Annotated in this window: 18 protein-coding genes; 14 read left to right on the top strand and 4 right to left on the bottom strand. The window is 66.6% G+C overall.

What is annotated here, in order from left to right:
• Window positions 1-5 precede the first annotated feature (5 nt).
• The 3 genes from LXM55_RS31290 to LXM55_RS31280 all read left to right on the top strand — a co-directional run bounded on the left by LXM55_RS31290 (window position 6) and on the right by LXM55_RS31280 (window position 1094).
• A complete protein-coding gene (locus LXM55_RS31290; RefSeq protein ID WP_233323958.1) occupies window positions 6-326 on the top strand; it encodes a YceK/YidQ family lipoprotein in 321 nt (106 codons plus the stop codon).
• Window positions 327-389: 63 nt separating this feature from the next.
• Window positions 390-644 carry a YceK/YidQ family lipoprotein gene (locus tag LXM55_RS31285; protein WP_227454126.1) on the top strand — a complete coding sequence of 85 codons (255 nt, stop codon included), beginning with the start codon at window positions 390-392 and terminating at the stop codon, window positions 642-644.
• A gap of 60 nt (window positions 645-704) precedes the next feature.
• Window positions 705-1094 (top strand): YceK/YidQ family lipoprotein, encoded by a 390-nt coding sequence (locus LXM55_RS31280; RefSeq protein WP_233323957.1) that lies wholly within the window; start codon window positions 705-707, stop codon window positions 1092-1094.
• A gap of 54 nt (window positions 1095-1148) precedes the next feature.
• Here LXM55_RS31280 and LXM55_RS31275 read toward each other — a convergent pair whose 3' ends face one another.
• Window positions 1149-1922, bottom strand: coding sequence for an EAL domain-containing protein (locus LXM55_RS31275; RefSeq protein WP_233323956.1), 774 nt, complete (start codon window positions 1920-1922; stop codon window positions 1149-1151).
• Window positions 1923-2171: 249 nt separating this feature from the next.
• On the opposite strand from LXM55_RS31275, the gene LXM55_RS31270 reads away from it, so the two are divergent.
• The gene (locus LXM55_RS31270; protein WP_233323955.1) at window positions 2172-3173 is read left to right on the top strand and encodes an AraC family transcriptional regulator; all 1002 of its coding nucleotides are present in this window, start codon (window positions 2172-2174) and stop codon (window positions 3171-3173) included.
• A 63-nt stretch (window positions 3174-3236) separates the two neighbouring features.
• On the opposite strand, the gene LXM55_RS31265 is transcribed toward LXM55_RS31270, so the two are convergent.
• Window positions 3237-3755 (bottom strand): SgcJ/EcaC family oxidoreductase, encoded by a 519-nt coding sequence (locus tag LXM55_RS31265; RefSeq protein ID WP_233323954.1) that lies wholly within the window; start codon window positions 3753-3755, stop codon window positions 3237-3239.
• 172 nt (window positions 3756-3927) lie between these two features.
• Here LXM55_RS31265 and LXM55_RS31260 point away from each other — a divergent pair, with 172 nt between their 5' ends.
• The 4 genes from LXM55_RS31260 to LXM55_RS31245 are packed head-to-tail and all read left to right on the top strand — an operon-like array spanning window position 3928 to window position 8529.
• Complete coding sequence (locus tag LXM55_RS31260; protein ID WP_233323953.1) at window positions 3928-5091, top strand: sensor histidine kinase; 1164 nt, start codon at window positions 3928-3930, stop codon at window positions 5089-5091.
• Complete coding sequence (locus tag LXM55_RS31255) at window positions 5088-5756, top strand: response regulator (protein ID WP_233323952.1); 669 nt, start codon at window positions 5088-5090, stop codon at window positions 5754-5756. Before LXM55_RS31260 ends, LXM55_RS31255 begins: the two co-directional genes overlap by 4 nt.
• On the top strand, window positions 5753-8080 hold the full coding sequence (locus LXM55_RS31250) for an ATP-binding protein (RefSeq protein WP_233323951.1): 2328 nt from the start codon (window positions 5753-5755) through the stop codon (window positions 8078-8080). The genes LXM55_RS31255 and LXM55_RS31250 overlap by 4 nt, the downstream gene beginning before the upstream one ends.
• Window positions 8077-8529 carry a response regulator gene (locus LXM55_RS31245; RefSeq protein ID WP_233323950.1) on the top strand — a complete coding sequence of 151 codons (453 nt, stop codon included), beginning with the start codon at window positions 8077-8079 and terminating at the stop codon, window positions 8527-8529. The genes LXM55_RS31250 and LXM55_RS31245 overlap by 4 nt, the downstream gene beginning before the upstream one ends.
• A 195-nt stretch (window positions 8530-8724) precedes the next feature.
• On the opposite strand, the gene LXM55_RS31240 is transcribed toward LXM55_RS31245, so the two are convergent.
• Complete coding sequence (locus LXM55_RS31240) at window positions 8725-9522, bottom strand: AraC family transcriptional regulator (RefSeq protein WP_233323949.1); 798 nt, start codon at window positions 9520-9522, stop codon at window positions 8725-8727.
• A gap of 85 nt (window positions 9523-9607) precedes the next feature.
• Here LXM55_RS31240 and LXM55_RS31235 point away from each other — a divergent pair, with 85 nt between their 5' ends.
• The 5 genes from LXM55_RS31235 to LXM55_RS31215 all read left to right on the top strand — a co-directional run bounded on the left by LXM55_RS31235 (window position 9608) and on the right by LXM55_RS31215 (window position 14105).
• Entirely contained in the window at window positions 9608-10606 is a 999-nt protein-coding gene (locus LXM55_RS31235; protein WP_233323948.1) for a bile acid:sodium symporter family protein, read from the top strand.
• Window positions 10607-10689: 83 nt separating this feature from the next.
• Window positions 10690-11718 (top strand): hypothetical protein, encoded by a 1029-nt coding sequence (locus LXM55_RS31230; RefSeq protein WP_233323947.1) that lies wholly within the window; start codon window positions 10690-10692, stop codon window positions 11716-11718.
• Between the two features lie 167 nt (window positions 11719-11885).
• Entirely contained in the window at window positions 11886-12533 is a 648-nt protein-coding gene (locus LXM55_RS31225) for a hypothetical protein (protein ID WP_233323946.1), read from the top strand.
• A gap of 121 nt (window positions 12534-12654) precedes the next feature.
• Window positions 12655-13362, top strand: a complete 708-nt coding sequence (locus tag LXM55_RS31220; RefSeq protein ID WP_233323945.1) for a hypothetical protein — start codon at window positions 12655-12657, stop codon at window positions 13360-13362.
• Window positions 13363-13484: 122 nt separating this feature from the next.
• Window positions 13485-14105, top strand: coding sequence for a LysE family translocator (locus LXM55_RS31215; RefSeq protein WP_233323944.1), 621 nt, complete (start codon window positions 13485-13487; stop codon window positions 14103-14105).
• A gap of 14 nt (window positions 14106-14119) precedes the next feature.
• On the opposite strand, the gene ptrR is transcribed toward LXM55_RS31215, so the two are convergent.
• The gene (gene ptrR / locus LXM55_RS31210) at window positions 14120-14998 is read right to left on the bottom strand and encodes a putrescine utilization regulator PtrR (protein WP_233323943.1); all 879 of its coding nucleotides are present in this window, start codon (window positions 14996-14998) and stop codon (window positions 14120-14122) included.
• Window positions 14999-15098: 100 nt separating this feature from the next.
• Between ptrR and LXM55_RS31205 the strand changes: the two genes are divergently transcribed.
• Complete coding sequence (locus LXM55_RS31205; protein ID WP_233323942.1) at window positions 15099-16490, top strand: aldehyde dehydrogenase family protein; 1392 nt, start codon at window positions 15099-15101, stop codon at window positions 16488-16490.
• Window positions 16491-16507: the final 17 nt, after the last annotated feature.

Here is a 16507-nt window from a genome sequence, read left to right as displayed (position 1 = left end):
CGACGATGCGCGCGGCAAAAATCCGCTCGCTAAGGAATGGCATCATCAAAGCACTCAACGCTGTACTGGCACTGTCGCTGCTGTCCCTGGTGGGTTGCGGCACGCTGATCGCCCGCACCCCCAACGCCCACAGCGGCTACGACTACTACAAAGGCACCCAGGCCAACATCGAACTGCTGACCATGCGCGGCGCCAGCGGCTACGACGGCTATGCCACGCTCTTCTGCTGGATGAGCATCGTCTGCCCGGTGGTGGCCATCGTCAGCCTGCCGGTGGATGCCGTGGCCGACACCGCGCTGCTGCCCTATGACGCGATGAGTCACTGATTCTCGCCCGCCCCTGTCTCGACCCTGCGTGGAAGCCTGATCATCCGAAGCATCCTTTGCCTGTTGCTCAACACTCTGCTGCTGAGCGGTTGCGGCACCTACGTGGTTCGTAGCGGCCATGATTGGCGCGACGATCGCTATTACCGCGGCACGACGATGAACGCGCAGATACTCACCGGCTACGACATGGGCCAGGCACGCATGGTCACTGGCGCCTGCTGGGTCACGGTGGTGTGTCCGATCCTGATGATCGCCAGCCTGCCCCTGGACGCCGCCGTCGACACCGTGCTGCTGCCCTACGACGCGATGAAGCCCTGAGCCTCGCCCCCTGCCACTGCCCTGAATGGAAGCCCGATCATCCGAATCATCAATTACCTGTTGCTGCTCAACACCCTGCTGCTGTCCGGCTGCGGCACCTACATGACTCGCGGCAATGCCCTGGACTTTCGCGACGACCGCTACTACCGCAGCGTCAAGACCAACGCCCAAGTGCTCACCGGCTACGACATGGGCTACGCACGCATGATCACCGGCGGCTGCTGGGTGATGGTGGTGTGCCCGATCCTGATGATCGCCAGCCTGCCCCTGGATGCGGCGCTCGACACCGTGCTGCTGCCCTACGACGCGTTCCAGCCGGAACGGCCCAAGCGCAACATGCACGTGGACATGAAGGAGATTCCCGAGGAAGACCTGGCGGCATTGCCCATCAGTGCCGAGGTACAAGACCCGACGGCCCACACCCCGCCCATCACCCCGCAGGCTGATTGAACCCCGTCAGGCGGGCTCGCACCGGGGCAGGCGCCGTACCGTGGCGCAACCGGGCTAGGCCTGATCCAGCGCACACAGCGGCGCCATCCGCTGCTCCAGGCGGCAACGCCAGCCCAGGCGATCGACCTGCGGGCGCCCGAACAGATAGCCCTGCCCCCACTCGCCACCGCAGGCCGTGGCCAGGCTCTGGTCGGCGGCGGTTTCCACCCCCTCGATGATCACGCAGGGCGCCAGGGTCTTGCACAGTTGCACCAGGTGGCTGAGGGTCTGCGCGCTGTTGAGTTCGCCACGCGCCCGGTGCAGGTAGCCCTTGTCGATCTTGACGATGTCCGGCCGGGTCTGGCGGATGAATTCCAGGGTGCCCAGGCCCGCGCCGAAATCATCGATGGCCACCCGGCACCCCAGTTCGCGCAGGCACAGGACAAACTCGCTGGCCGCCTCGATGCTCGGTGGCGTGGCGCTTTCGGTGATCTCGATCACCAGCCGCGCAGCGACGGAAGGCCAGTCGCGCAGCACCTGCAGAATCGGCCACCAGAAGTCGTCGATGATCGCGCTCTGCGCCGAGATGTTGCAGCCCAGGCGCAGGCGCTCGTTGCCGCGCAGACCCTCGATCACGCAAAGCACCACGCTGTGATCCAGTTCACGCATCAGTTGGTGTTTTTCCAGCAGCGCCAGAGGATAGACTTCGCCGCCCTGGGCATCGACATGGCGCAGCAAACCCTCGTGGTAGAGCACCCGAGTGCTGTCGGGCAACCACACCACCGGCTGGAACGCCAGCATCAGGCGCCCCTCGGCCAGTTCACGATAAAAGTCTCTGACGCTTTGCATGACAACTCCCCGGGCAAGACAACGGCACCCTCGCGACAAACCGCACGCGACGCGCTGGCCATCACCATCCTTCAGGGCCCCTGGCCGACCATGATCGACCCTCCTGTACGCCTTGAGGAAGTGTTCCTGGATACCTTTCGCTTGTCCTTGGAAACGCGCGGCGCTGCCGAATCGTCTGCGGCCCCGCGTTTATTGCAATCATGCGAACGGCCTCTCCGCTATCACTTAGCCACCAGTCCAGGAAGACCTATGCACAGAATGACCAGCGCCAGTTTTCGGGTGCTTGCCGATGTCATGAATGAAGGCGGCGCCCACGTCGAAACCTTGCTCAAGCAATTCGGCAGCAGCCTGCGGGATGTGTATGAAAACCCCAAGGGAGTGAGACTGGAACTGGTCTATCAGGTCATGCACGAAGCCGCGCGTCGCACCGGCAAGCCGGACCTCGGCCTGCTGGCTTACAGCAAGGCCCACCCGGCCAACCTGGAGGCCCTGGGGTATGCGGTGATGTCCTGCGCCACCCTGGGCACCGCGCTGCAACGCCTGGTGGATTACCACGCGCTGATCAGCAACGGCTTTTGCATGTGCCTGGAACGCAAACCGCAGATGCTGACCCTGATCGGCTTCGACGTGGCCAGCGAACCCTCGATCATGCCCCGGGCCTTCATCGATGCCGGCGCGGCCCAGACCCTGGGCCTGCTGCACTGGCTGTTGCCGCAGCACAAAGTGCGCCCCCTGGCGGCCACCTTCACCTACCCGGAACCCCTGGACACCACGTCACTGCGCCGGCTACTGGGGGACAACCTGCAGTTTTGCGCGCCCTACAACAGCCTGTCGTTCAGCAGCCAGGATTGCGCCATCGCCCTGCCCACCGCCGACCCGGCCCTGGACGTGCTGCACCTGGAGTACGCGCGCAACCGCCTCAACCTGCTGCACAACGGCTCGATGACCGCCCGTGTCCGGCGAGCCTTGTCGGAACGCCTGGCCCAGGGCGCGCCGAGCGACCTGCCGAACATCGCGCAGATGGTCGGGGTCAGCACCCGCAGCCTGCAGCGCCGGCTGGGGCACGAAGACGTGCATTTCTCGGCCCTGCAGGACGAGGCGCGGCTGATGCTGGCCCACAGTTTTCTGCGCAACTCGATGCGCAGCGTCAAGTACATCGGCGCCCTGCTGGGCTTTCGCGACCAGAGCAGTTTCCACAAGGCCTGCCTGCGCTGGTTCGGCATGACCCCGGGGCGCTACCGCGAGCAGTGAGCCCCGGGCAACGACAACGACAACGCCGAGCACAGGCTCGGCGTGAAGGGTAAAGCACGTGGCTCAGTGAGCGGCCAGTTGCGGCTGAACTTGCGGCATGGCCGAAGAGTGGTGGTTGAGGATCTTCCACTGGCCATCGATGCGCTCGTACAGGAAGGTGTAGCGCGCCTGGACCTTCTCGGCCTTGCCGGCCGCATCGGTCAGGGTGAAGGTGTAGACGCCGCTGTCCAGGGCGGCATCGGGGCCCAGGTGACGGATTTCACGGTAGTTGATCTGCCCCACCGGCTTGGACGCCAGGAAGTGCTCGAAGTAGTCCTGGATCTGCGCGTGGGTGCTGCGCACCTGGTTGGAAACCGTAGGCTGCAACACCGCGTTCGCTGCATAGAGGCTCACCACCGATTGCGGGTTGCCGGTCTGCAAGGCGCTGTTCCAGCGGTCGAACAGGCCAGCGATCTCACGGTCCTGGGCCGCCTGTGGCAACTCGGCAACGCTGCTGTAGACATAAGGCTTGACCTCGGCGGCCACCGCCAGCGGAGCGGTGAAGGCAAAAAACAGGGCCAGTGCGGTAGTTTTCAGATTCATACGATTTCTCCAGTGGGTTTCAATGAGCCACACTTTGCCCATCGCCGTCGCCCGCGCCATCGGCCAACCGGAGCTTTCGGCCTATGCCATTCGGCAGATAGGCGTGCTGCCGGGCAACAGGTCTAATGCCCACCTCTGTTCAACCGCACCGCCGTCGCCCCGGAGCCCCGCCATGTCCACGCCGCCCCTCGACCCCGCCAGCGCTCTGGCCCTGCGCAGCCAGTATCGACAGTCGCAGAGCCGCGCCGCGCGCCTGCGGCTGCTGGTGGACACCGGCCAGGAGCTGCTGCAGCTGCCACCCGAGCAGATGCGCCAGCGGGTGGTGCAACGGGCCTGTGCCTTTGCCGCCATGGACCACGGGCTGCTGCTGGAGTGGGCCGAGGATGGCGTGGTGCACACCCGCGCCGCCCAGGGTCACGACGAGCGCCTGCAAGGCCTGCGCGCCCTGGCCGACCACCCGCAGTGGCCAGAACCGCCGCCGACCCAGGGCAGCACCGTGCTGCGGGTGCTGTTGCACCGCGCCGACGGCCGCGCCTTCGGCGCCCTGCTGCTGGCCAACAGCGTGCCCATCAGCCCGCCGGACAGCGAAGACCTGGAATCTTTGCAACTGCTGGCCACCCTGCTGGCGGCGCACCTGGAAAACCATCGCCTGCTGCGCGACCTGCAAGCCCGGGAGCGCAGCATGTCGGAACTGGTGCAGCGCCTGTTCAGCGCCCAGGAAGACGAACGCAAGCGGGTCGCCTATGACCTGCACGATGGCCTGGCGCAAACCCTGGCCGGGCTGCACCAGCGCCTGCAGGGCTTCGCCGGGCGCTGTCCGCGGTTGCCCGCCGAGCTGCACGAAGAGCTGCAGACCATCCTGCAACTGGCCCAGGGTTGCGTCGGCGAAGGCCGGCAACTGATCGGCGGCTTGCGCCCTCACGTGCTCGACGACTTCGGCCTGCTGCGGGCCATCGACCGCGAGGCCGACCGCCTGCGCGACGCCGGCCTGGTGGTGTACTGGGGGGCGCGCGCGCCGCAGCGCCTGCCCGCCGCGGTGGAGATCGCCCTGTTCCGCATCGCCCAGGAAGCCATCAACAACATCCTCAAGCACGCCGGGGCCTCGCAGGTGCACCTGAGCCTGGCCCTGGAAGACGGCCAGGCGCTGCTCGGGGTCAGCGACGACGGTTGCGGCTTCATCAGCTCGCCGGCCCCGGGCCGCGAACAGCTGGGCCAGGTCGCCATGCACGAGCGCGCCCATTTGCTGGGCGGTTATTTCAGTTGCGACAGCCAGCCCGGCAACGGTACCCGGCTGCTGACCCGGGTGCCGGCCCACCCCTTGGAGCAAACCCTATGAGCGCGCAGATACGCCTGGTCCTGGCGGACGACCATGAAGTGACCCGCACCGGGTTCGTCGCCCTGCTGGCGGGCAATCCGGAATTCGCAGTGGTGGGCCAGGCCAGCGACGGCGAGGAAGCCCTGGCCCTGTGCGAGCAACTGCGCCCGGACATCGCCATCCTCGACATCCGCATGCCCCGGCTCAATGGCCTGGGGGCCGCGCGCCTTTTGCAGCAGCGCCAGCCCGAGGTCAAGGTGGTGATCTTCACCATGGACGACAGCCCCGATCACCTGGAAGCGGCCATGACCGCCGGCGCCGTGGGCTACCTGCTCAAGGACGCCAGCCGCGACGAAGTGATCAGCGCCCTGCAACGGGTGGCCCAGGGCGAGGAAGCCCTGAACAGCGCGGTCAGCGCGCGCCTGCTGCGACGCATGACCGAACGCGGCAGCGGCCAGATGCCCCAGGCCCAGGCCCTGACCGCCCGCGAGCGCCAGGTGCTGGGGCTGGTGGCCGGCGGCTTCAGCAACCGCGAGATCGGCGAAAAGCTCGGCATCACCACCGGCACCGCCAAGGCCCACGTCGAGCGGGTGATCGGCAAGCTCGGCGCCTCCGACCGCACCCAGGCGGCGGTGCGCGGCATCGCCCTGGGGCTGGTGGCCCAGCCCAACGGACAGTGGCCATGAACCTGCGCAGCGCCCGGCGCTGGGCCGACCTGCCGCTGCGGGGCAAGGCGCTGGTGGTGATTTCCCTGCCGCTGGTGATCCTGCTGTTGTCCCTGGTGCTGATCTACAGCGCCGAACGCCAGACCGCCCGCGCCGAAGAAGACGTGCGCCGGGTGCTGCTGGTGCAGGGCGATATCCAGACCGTGCACACCCTGCTGGCCGAAGCCGCGGCCAGCGTGCGCGGTTACCTGCTGACCCGCAGCGAGGACTTCCTGCCCGCCTACCTGCAGGCCCGCCCACAGATCGAGGCCGCCCTGCAACGCCTGGACCGCAACGTGCGCGACACGCGCATGCGCGAGTACCTGCACACCATCACCCCGCTGATCCAGACCAAGCTCGAAGGCCTGGTGGCCCTGCGCAACGGCAGCCGCGACGACAGCGCCACCGTGACCGCGATCCTCATCGACAACAAGCAGGTGCTGGACGTGCTGCGCGAACAGATCAGCGCCATGCGCATCCATGAAGACGCGCTGCTGGCCGAACGCACCGAAGCCGCGGCCGCGACCCGCATGCGCCTGCTGTTCGCCACCCTGCTGGCCGCCGGTTGCGGGCTGTTCGGCGCCATCGTCGCGGTGCTGCTGCTGTCCCGCGGCATCGTCACCCGGGTGCAGCAGGTCCAGGGCAACGCCCAGCGCCTGGCCCTGGGCCAGCCCCTGCTGCCACAGGCGCCGGAGCTGGATGAGATCGGCCAGCTGGGCACACGCCTGGTGGAGGCCGGGCAGTTGCTGGCCGAGCGCGAGCGCGCCCTGCGCGACAACCAGGAACGCCTGCGGCTGATCATCGACGGGGTCAAGGACTACGGGATCTTCGCCCTGGACACCGCCGGCATGGTCACCACCTGGAACTTCGGCGCCGAGCGGATCAAGGGCTACCGCGACCAGGAAATCATCGGCCGCCATTTCTCCTTGTTCTACCTGCCGGAAGAGTGCCCGCAGCACCCGGACATGGCCCTGCGCGAAGCCACCGCCCACGGCCACTACATGGAGGAAGGCTGGCGCTGCCGCAAGGACGGCAGCCGCTTCTGGGCCAGCGTGGTGATCACCGCGCAGTACGACGCCAGCGGCGCCCTGCGCGGCTTTTCCAAGATCACCCGCGACATCACCGACCGCCGCGCCGCGGAAATCGCCCTGGGCACCGCCCGCGAAGAAGCCGAAAGCGCCAGCCGCGCCAAGAGCGAGTTCCTCTCGCGCATGAGCCATGAACTGCGCACCCCACTCAATGCCATCCTCGGTTTCGCGCAATTGCTCGACATGGATTCCAGCGCCGGCCAGCGGCCCCAGGTCGGGCACATCCTGCGGGCCGGCCAGCACCTGCTGGGGCTGATCAACGAAGTGCTGGACATCGCCCGCATCGAAGCCGGGCGCCTGCCGCTGAACGTCGAGCCCATGCCCCTGGCGGCGGTGCTGCACGAAGCCCTGACCCTGGTGTCGCCGATGGCCGCCGACGCCGGCATTCACCTGGCGCCGCTGCCGCCGTTGCCCAGCGACAGCGGGGTGATCGCCGACCGCCAGCGGCTGATCCAGGTCCTGCTCAACCTGCTGTCCAACGCCATCAAATACAACCGCGCGGATGGCCGGGTGAGCATTGAAGTGACGATCGAGCAGTCGCGCCTGCGCATCAGCGTGCTCGACACCGGCGCGGGAATTGCCGCCCATCGCCTGGAGCTTCTGTTCAAGCCGTTCGAACGCCTGGACGCCGACCCCAGGGTCGAGGGCACCGGCCTGGGCCTGGCCCTGAGCAAGAGCCTGCTGGAAATGATGGACGGCAGCCTGGGCGTGCACAGCACCCCGGGCAGCGGCAGCCGCTTCACCCTGGAACTGCCCTACGTGAGCCTGCCCGACGCTCCCGCCGTCGCCACCTTCAGTGCCCCGGCGCTGAGCCCGCCCGCCGCACCGGCCGCGGGCCGCTACCAGGGCAAGGTGCTGTGCATCGAGGACAACCTGCAAAGCCTGGCGCTGATCGAAACCCTGCTGCAACGGCGCCCGGGCATCCAGCTGCTGTCGAGCATGCAGGGCCAGATGGGCCTGGACCTGGCTCGCCAGCACGCGCCGCAGATGATCCTGCTGGACGTCAACCTGCCGGACCTGCAAGGCCTGGAGGTGCTGCAACGGCTGCGGGCCTCGGGCAGCACAGCCAGCACGCCGATCCTGATGATCACCGCCGACGCCAGCGAACCGACCCAGCGCGCCCTGCGCGAGGCCGGGGCCACGGCGATCCTGACCAAGCCAATCCACATCCCGGTGTTCCTCGCCCACCTCGATGCCTGTCTAGCGGAGCCCCTATGAGTGCCGATATGCGCATCCTCATCATCGATGACCAGCGCCCCAACCTCGACCTGATGGAACAGCTGCTGGCCCGCGAAGGCCTGCACAACGTCCTGAGCAGCACCCAGCCGCTGCGCACCCTGGAGCTGTTCAACAGCTTCGAGCCGGACCTGGTGATCCTCGATCTGCACATGCCCGAGTTCGACGGTTTTGCCGTGCTCGAACAGCTCAACCGGCGGATTCCGGCCAACGACTACCTGCCGATCCTGGTGCTCACCGCCGACGCCACCCGCGACACCCGCCTGCGAGCGCTGGCCCTGGGCGCGCGGGACTTCATCAGCAAGCCGCTGGACGCCCTGGAAACCCTGCTGCGGATCTGGAACCTGCTGGAGACCCGGGCCCTGTACAAGACCCTGCGCACCCTGGTGCCGCCAGAGCGCATCGAACTGCTGCGCCCATCAAAGGCCTGACCTGCCGCACCTGCCGCACCTGCCGCACCTGCCGCATCGTCGCACCCTGTAGCCGCTGCCGCAGGCTGCGAACGGCCCGAAGGGACGTAGGGTTCTTAAGATCGATAGAGGTTCGACGGGAGGTCGTCAAGCAAGGTCCTGCGGACCTTTGCGCAGCTTCGCGGGCTCAGCAGCGGCTACAGGAATCGCGGGGGTTCAGAGGTCGCGGAAGAACTCGCCGGGGGTGGCATCGAACTGCTGGCGAAACGCGGCGATAAACGCCGAGGTCGAGTCATAGCCGCAGGCCAGGGCCACATCGGTGACCCGCTCGCCCTGCTCCAGCGGGGTCAGCGCGCCGAGCAGGCGCAAGCGTTGGCGCCAGGCGCGAAAGGTCAGCCCGGTGTCCTTGAGAAACAGGCGGCTGAGGGTCTTCTCCGTGACCCCGAGCTTCTGGCCCCATTGGCCCAGGGTGGTCGGCTGCTCCGGGTGCGCCTGCAGGCTGCGGTAGATCGAGCGCAAGCGCGCGTCCAGCGGCAGCGGCAGCATCAGGTCCAGTTGCGGCGCGGCGGCCAGCTGGTCCAGCAACACCTGGGCCAGGCGCCCGTCGGCGCTGTCCTCGACATACTCCACCGGCAGTTCGCTAAAGGCGCGGATCAGCTCCCGCAGCAGGCTGCTGACCGCCAGCACCTGGCAACTGTCGGTGGCCGCCCAGGCGGTGACGCTGCAATCGAGGTACAGGCTGCGCATTTCGGTGCGCGGCGAGCTGAACACCCGGTGCGGCACCCCGGCGGGAATCCACACCGCGCGCTGCGGCGGGGCGACAAAGCGCCCGCCGCTGGTCTGGATCTCCAGCACCCCGGCAATTGCGTAGGACAACTGGACCCAAGGGTGGCTGTGGCGCCGGGTCAGCGCGCGATTGGGCAAGGACTCGGTGCGCCCGTACACCGGTCTCGGCAGGCTTGGCAGCCCGGGAATACTGCGCCGGACGATCTTTTCATGTCCTTTAGGCGGCATTAACTGGCTCCTTGGCGTTAGTCGGTAAAACGCAGCCACGTTAGAGTCGCCCCACTGCACTTGGCAACCCCCGGATGATCCCGCTATGACTCGCTCGCGTCTTTTGCCCGACAACTTCACCCTGACCCTGATCGGCGTGGTCCTGCTGGCCAGTTTCCTGCCAGCCAGCGGCCAAGTGGCGGTCGGCTTCGGCTGGCTGACCAACCTCGCCATCGGCCTGCTGTTCTTCCTCCACGGCGCCAAGCTGTCGCGCGAGGCGATCATCGCCGGGGCCGGCCACTGGCGCCTGCACCTGCTGGTGTTCAGCCTGACCTTCATCCTCTTTCCAGTGCTGGGGCTGGCGCTCAAGCCGCTGCTGTCGCCGCTGGTGGGCAACGACCTGTACCTGGGCATGCTCTACCTGTGCGCCCTGCCGGCCACGGTGCAATCGGCGATCGCCTTCACCTCCCTGGCCCGGGGCAATATCCCGGCGGCCATCTGCAGCGCCGCGGCGTCGAGCCTGTTCGGGATCTTCCTCACCCCGCTCCTGGTCACCCTGCTGCTGAACGTGCACGGCGACGGCGGCTCGACCCTGGATGCGATCCTCAAGATCAGCGTGCAACTGCTGCTGCCGTTCATCGCCGGGCAGATCGCCCGGCGCTGGATCGGCGCCTGGGTCGGGCGCAACAAGCACTGGCTGCGCTTCGTCGACCAGGGCTCGATCCTGCTGGTGGTCTACGGCGCCTTCAGCGAGGCGGTGAACGAAGGCATCTGGCAGCAGATCCCACTGTGGGAACTGGGCGGGCTGGTGGTGGCCTGCTGCATCCTCCTGGCCCTGGTGCTGCTGGCCTCGAGCTTTCTCGGCAAGCTGTTCGGCTTCGACCAGGAAGACCGCATCACCATCCTCTTCTGCGGCTCGAAAAAGAGCCTGGCCACCGGCGTGCCCATGGCCCAGGTGCTGTTTGCCGGCAGCACCATGGGCGTGCTGATTCTGCCCTTGATGCTGTTCCACCAGATCCAGCTGATGGTCTGTGCGGTGCTGGCCCAGCGCTACGCCAAGCGCCCGGAATCGGTGGCCGAGCTGATGGGGCAAGTCGACCCGTAACCTTGGCTGCCATTGGCCGGGTCGATGGCAGTGCGGATTGCGCAATGGCATGATGCCGCGGCGAAAATCATCAAGGACCGCTGATGTTTCCCCACCGAATTCATGCCCCGACCCGAGAAGACCTGACACTCAAGGTCCAGGCCCATCTGGAAGCCGACCCACAGGCCCGGGTCATCGTCCAGTTCGAGCGTGGCGCGCAATATGACGCGCAGTTGCTGAACTCACTCGACAGCCTTTGCGCCCACTACGGCGAGCGCCTCAACGTGCGCTTCTACAGCCATTACCCGGGCAGTGCGTTTGATGCCCGGGTGTTGCTGGCCCTACCCCATGTCCAGTCCCTGAGCCTGGATTGCCTCGACAGCCTGGAGCACTACGAAGCCATTGGCAGCCTGCGCAAGCTCAAGGACTTTGCCCTGCAAGTCATCAGCGCCGACCTGCCGGGCCTCCTGGCCCTGCCCAACTTGAGGGGGCTGCGAACACTGCGCCTGTCCCTGGACAAAGGCCCGGCCATCGACCTGGCGCCACTGGCCGCCATGCCCGAGCTGCACACCCTGTCCCTCAGTGTGCAAAGCCATCACCTGGACGTGCTCAGCCAGTGCCCGAGCATCAACCACCTGGACCTGCACCGCATGCCGGCCAAGACGCCCCTGGGGATGGTCGCCAGCATGACCGGCCTGCGCAGCCTCTCGGTGACCTTCGGCAGCCGCGAGCAGATGCCGGAGCTGCGCAACCCCCAGGTCAAGGAACTGGAGATCATGCGGGTTCGCGGCCTCAACCGCCTGGACCTGGACGGCTTTCCACAGCTTGAAGCGCTGAAGATCGAGGACCAGGCGCAATTGAGCCAACTGGACCTGGGCGGTGCGCCGCAGTTGCGCAAGCTGAGCCTGATCAACCTCAAGAACCTCGGGGCGATCAACCACCTGCACACCTCGACAATCACCGACCTGCGCCTGATCAAGACCCCACAGGTGGACCTGCTGGCCCTGATCGAGCAACAGCTGCCGCCCAGCGTGCAGCACCTGAAGTTGCGCAGTGGCAAACGCGCCGTGGACAAACAGATCGAAGCCCGGCAACAGCAATTGGGCATCCCAGAACCCCGCGGAACGTACTGAACACCGGCTGCCCTTGTAGGAGCGAGCTTGCTCGCGAAGGACGCCAACGATAACGCGCACTCACAGGGAACCTGCGGCGCTTTCGAGATCATCGCGAGCAAGCTCGCTCCTACAGAACAGCATCAACCTCACCGCTCCACCTTTTTTGGACCTGATAAGGAGATCCCATGTCCTTTGTTCCCGGCTTTACCGAACTGCTGCTGGCTCACCTGAAAAAAGACGAACGCCAGCGCATCCTCAAATCCATCATCGTCAGCGCCGCTCCCGAACTGTGGCTGAGCCTGGAATCGGCGGCGCTGCTGGACATCAATCGCGAGCACTTCGGCCTCGGCGGCCAGCTGGATGAACGCAGCAACGTCCCGCGCTGGCTGATCGCCGCCGAGCGGCGCAAGGTGGATATCTGGGTCGAGAACAAATACGACGACAAGGCCTCTACCGCCATCGAGTTCAAGGTGGTGCACAACAACAAGAATGCCTATTACAAGATCTGGGAAATCCGCAAGGACCTGGTCAAGCAGATCCCCCGCACCAGTCCCGGTGAGCGCATTGAGCGCTGGGGCATCGTGTTGCTGAGCTACTCACGCTTCTACAGCGACCAGCAAGGCAACTACAGCTATGGCAAGTTCGACAGTTGCCAGGGGTTTCTCGACGCTTTCGAGAATGGCCTGAACGACAATGACGAATGGTACGCCGGCGCACCGGAGCTGGAACTGGAGATAAAACCGACCCGGATAGCCGACCTGGACGACGCGCATTACATCGAACCCGGGAAAGGCTCGGCGGTGTATCTGGCGCTGGTCCGGTGCAAGGCCTGAGGCTCACCAATCGCCCCTGCGCAGGAATCGAAAGCGCGGCGACAGTGGCCAGGCGCTCGGCGTGGCGTAGCCGGGCATGCTGTATGACATGATGCCGCGCGACAATCTTCAAGGACCGCTGATGTTTCCCCATCGAATCAAAGCACCGACCCAGGCCGACCTGCGCCTGCAGGTCGGTGCCCGGCTGGAGGCCGATCCGCGGGCCCGGGTCATCGTCCAGTGGCACAGCGTCGAGCAATACGATTGCCAACTGCTGGAACAACTCGATGCCCTCTGCGCACGTTATGGCGAGCGCCTTACCGTGCGTTTCTACAACCACTATTCGAGCAGAGGTTTTGATGGCCGGACCTTGCTCGCCCTGCCCAACGTCCACTCGCTGAGCCTGGACGGCCTCGAAACCCTGGAACATTTCCAGGCCATTGGCAGCCTGCACCTGCTCAGGGAGCTTGCCCTGGAAGTCTTCCGCGCCGAGCTGCCCGGGCTTCTGGCCCTGCCCAACCTCGAACGCCTGCACAGCCTGCGGCTCTCCCTGGACCAGGGCCCGGCCATCGATCTGGCGCCGATTGCCCGCATGCCCGAGTTGCAGAGCCTGCACATCAGCCCGCAAAGCCATGACCTGGAGATTCTGAGCCAGTGTCCGAGCATCAGCACCCTGGGCCTGCATCGCCTGCCGGCCGAGACAACCCTGGGGATGGTCGCCGACAACAGATCGAAGCCCGGCAACTGCAACTGGGCATCGCGGAACCCTGCGGCCCGTTTTGCCCCACCCTTGTGGGAGCGAGCTTGCTCGCGAAGGACGCCAACGATAACGCGCACTCACTGGGAATAGGCGGCGCTTTGGCAAGCATCGCGAGCAAGCTCGCTCCCACAGACATGACCGCACCCGCGGCGCGCATTGGCACTCCACGGCTGTGCTAACGTTCGCCAACGTCTCAGCTTGAAACCCTGCCCATGCCCATCGCCGAAAACCTCCTGGCCTTCACCCTGGCCGCCACCCTGCTGACCCTGACCCCGGGCCTGGACACCGCCCTGGTGCTGCGCACCGCCACCGTGGAAGGCAAACGCCAGGCCCTGCGCGCGGCACTGGGGATCAACGCCGGTTGCCTGCTCTGGGGCGCGGCCGTGGCTTTCGGCCTGGGGGCCCTGATTGCCGTGTCGGAACTGGCCTTCAACCTGTTGAAGTACTGCGGCGCCGCCTACCTGGCCTGGCTGGGGCTGAACATGCTGTTGCGCCCGCGCCGCGCCTTCGCCCCCTCTGGCACCGCTGAAAAACCCGGAGCCAACTGGTTTCTCAAGGGCCTGCTGGGCAACGTGCTCAACCCCAAGGTGGGGATCTTCTACGTGTCCTTCCTGCCGCAGTTCATTCCCCAGGGCCAGCCGCTGGTGCTCTGGACCTTCGGTCTGGTGAGCATCCACGTGGTGCTCGGGCTGATCTGGTCCCTGCTGCTGATTGGCGCCACCCGCTCACTGAGCGGGGTGCTGCAGCGGGAAAAGGTGATCCAGTGGATGGACCGCACCACAGGGATGATCTTCGTGCTGTTCGCCGCGCGCCTGGCCTTGAGCAGGCGCTGATAAACCGCTCCCTTTCACCCTTCTGCCAGCACCACCCCACGCTCCTCCAGCAACTTCACAAAACTGCTCAGGCTCTGGGACACGGTGCCGCGCCGCCAGACCAGCCAGGTGCGCAGGAAGCGAAAGCGCGGCGACAGTGGCCAGACGCTCACCGTGGCGCAGCCGGGCATGCTTTCCAGCATGCTGCGGGGCATCAGCGCCAGCCCGGCGCCGGCGCTGACGCAGGCCAGCATGCCGTGGTAGGACTCCATTTCATGGATCTTGCCCGGCACCGCGGCGTCCTGGGTGAACCAGCTCTCGAAGTGATGGCGGTAGGAACAGTTGGCGCGAAAGGCGTAGATGCTTTCACCGTTGACCTCCCGCGCCCGGGTGATGGGGGCGTGGCCCAGGGGCGCGATCAGGACCATTTCCTCCTCGAACACCGGCAGCCCTTCCAGGGCCGGGTGGCGCACCGGGCCGTCGACGAAGGCGGCCACCAGACGGCCGGCGAGCACGCCGTCGATCATGGTCCCCGAGGGGCCGGTGGACAGGTCCAGCTCGACCTTGGCGTATTGCTGGTTGTAGGCCGCGAGCAGCGCCGGGATGCGCACCGCCGCCGTGCTTTCCAGCGAGCCCAGGGCAAACGGCCCCTGGGGTTCTTCGCCGGCCACGGTCAGGCGCGCCTCGGCCACCAGGTCGAGAATGCGCCGGGCGTAATCGAGGAAGTTCCAACCGGCGGGCGACAGGCGCATACGGCTTTTCTCGCGGATGAACAGCTCCACCCCCAGGTCCTGCTCCAGTTGCTTGATCCGGGTGGTCAGGTTCGACGGCACCCGGTGGATCAGCTGCGCGGCGGCGCTGATGCTGCCCTGCTCGGCAACGGCCTTGAAAATTTCCAGCTGGACCAGATCCACAGCATTCTCCAAACGTGAACGACTCGCTTAATATTATTCAGTTTTCAGAAAAGAGCCAGCGCCGTAACCTGCCGTCATTCCCACCTTGCAGGACGCTGCCATGAGCCTTGTTTCCAGCCACACCCACGCCTTGTCGATCAACCCCGCCAGCGGTGAGCAGATCGGCGCCTACCCCTACCAGTCCGACGCTGAAACCGACGCCACCCTGGAGCGCGCGGCCCGCGGCTTCGCCCTGTGGAAACGCCAGAGCGTCGCCGCCCGCGCCGCGCGCCTGACGGCCCTGGCCCAGGCCCTGCGCGACAGCAGCGACGCCATGGCGCGGATGATCAGCCAGGAAATGGGCAAGCCCCTGCCCCAGGCCCGCGGCGAAATCGAGAAGTGCGCCCAGCTGTGCCTGTGGTACGCCGAGCACGGCCCGGCCATGCTGGCCCCGGAAGCGACCCTGGTGGAGCACGACAAGGCGCGCATCGAGTACCGCCCCCTGGGCCCGCTGCTGGCGGTGATGCCGTGGAACTTCCCGATCTGGCAGGTGCTGCGTGGCGCGGTGCCGGCGCTGCTGGCCGGCAACACCTACGTGCTCAAGCACGCGCCGAACGTCATGGGCAGCGCCTACCTGCTGCTGGACGTCATGCAGCGCGCCGGTTTCCCTGATGGCGTGTTCGAGCTGCTCAACGTCACCCCGGACGGCGTGTCCCGCGCCATCGCCGACCGCCGCATCGCCGCCGTGACCCTCACCGGCAGCGTGCGCGCCGGCATGGCCATCGGCGCCCAGGCCGGCGCCGCGCTGAAGAAGTGCGTACTGGAACTGGGCGGCTCCGACCCCTTTATCGTGCTCAACGACGCCGACCTGGACGAAGCGGTCAAGGCCGCGGTGATCGGCCGCTACCAGAACACCGGCCAGGTCTGCGCCGCCGCCAAGCGCCTGATCATCGAGCAAGGCGTCGTGGAGGCATTCACCCGCAAATTCGTCGAAGCCACCCGCGCCCTGGTGATGGGCGACCCGCTGGCGAGCGACACCTACCTCGGCCCGATGGCCCGCTTCGACCTGCGCGACGAACTGCACCAGCAAGTCCAGGCCACCCTGGCCGAAGGCGCCACCCTGCTGCTGGGCGGCGACAAGGTCGAAGGCGCCGGCAACTACTATCAGCCCACGGTGCTGGCCAACGTCACCGAGCAGATGACCGCCTTCCGGCAGGAACTGTTCGGCCCGGTGGCCGCCATCATCAGCGCCCGGGACGCGCAACACGCCCTGGAGCTGGCCAACGACAGCGAGTTCGGCCTCACCGCGACGATCTTCACCCAGGACCTGGAACGGGCCCGGCAGATGACCGACGAACTGGAAACCGGCGGCGTGTTCATCAACGGCTACAGCGCCAGCGACCCTCGGGTGACCTTCGGCGGGGTGAAGAAAAGCGGCTTCGGGCGCGAGCTGTCGCACTTCGGCGTGCGCGAATTCTGCAACGCGCAGACGGTGTGGCTGGACCGCCGTTGAGGCTCGGAGGCCACGTC

The sequence above is a fragment of the Pseudomonas sp. Au-Pse12 genome, assembly GCF_021341665.1.
In the GTDB taxonomy this organism is placed as follows: domain Bacteria; phylum Pseudomonadota; class Gammaproteobacteria; order Pseudomonadales; family Pseudomonadaceae; genus Aquipseudomonas.
This window is presented reverse-complemented; position numbering and strand designations above follow the sequence as displayed.

Coding starts and splice junctions, on each gene's coding strand:
- LXM55_RS31290 (WP_233323958.1), top strand. CDS start 6: ATGCGCGCGGCAAAAATCCGCTCGCTAAGGAATGGCATCATCAAAGCA.
- LXM55_RS31275 (WP_233323956.1), bottom strand. CDS start 1,922: ATGCAAAGCGTCAGAGACTTTTATCGTGAACTGGCCGAGGGGCGCCTG.
- LXM55_RS31270 (WP_233323955.1), top strand. CDS start 2,172: ATGCACAGAATGACCAGCGCCAGTTTTCGGGTGCTTGCCGATGTCATG.
- LXM55_RS31265 (WP_233323954.1), bottom strand. CDS start 3,755: ATGAATCTGAAAACTACCGCACTGGCCCTGTTTTTTGCCTTCACCGCT.
- LXM55_RS31260 (WP_233323953.1), top strand. CDS start 3,928: ATGTCCACGCCGCCCCTCGACCCCGCCAGCGCTCTGGCCCTGCGCAGC.
- LXM55_RS31255 (WP_233323952.1), top strand. CDS start 5,088: ATGAGCGCGCAGATACGCCTGGTCCTGGCGGACGACCATGAAGTGACC.
- LXM55_RS31250 (WP_233323951.1), top strand. CDS start 5,753: ATGAACCTGCGCAGCGCCCGGCGCTGGGCCGACCTGCCGCTGCGGGGC.
- LXM55_RS31245 (WP_233323950.1), top strand. CDS start 8,077: ATGAGTGCCGATATGCGCATCCTCATCATCGATGACCAGCGCCCCAAC.
- LXM55_RS31240 (WP_233323949.1), bottom strand. CDS start 9,522: ATGCCGCCTAAAGGACATGAAAAGATCGTCCGGCGCAGTATTCCCGGG.
- LXM55_RS31235 (WP_233323948.1), top strand. CDS start 9,608: ATGACTCGCTCGCGTCTTTTGCCCGACAACTTCACCCTGACCCTGATC.
- LXM55_RS31230 (WP_233323947.1), top strand. CDS start 10,690: ATGTTTCCCCACCGAATTCATGCCCCGACCCGAGAAGACCTGACACTC.
- LXM55_RS31225 (WP_233323946.1), top strand. CDS start 11,886: ATGTCCTTTGTTCCCGGCTTTACCGAACTGCTGCTGGCTCACCTGAAA.
- LXM55_RS31220 (WP_233323945.1), top strand. CDS start 12,655: ATGTTTCCCCATCGAATCAAAGCACCGACCCAGGCCGACCTGCGCCTG.
- LXM55_RS31215 (WP_233323944.1), top strand. CDS start 13,485: ATGCCCATCGCCGAAAACCTCCTGGCCTTCACCCTGGCCGCCACCCTG.
- LXM55_RS31205 (WP_233323942.1), top strand. CDS start 15,099: ATGAGCCTTGTTTCCAGCCACACCCACGCCTTGTCGATCAACCCCGCC.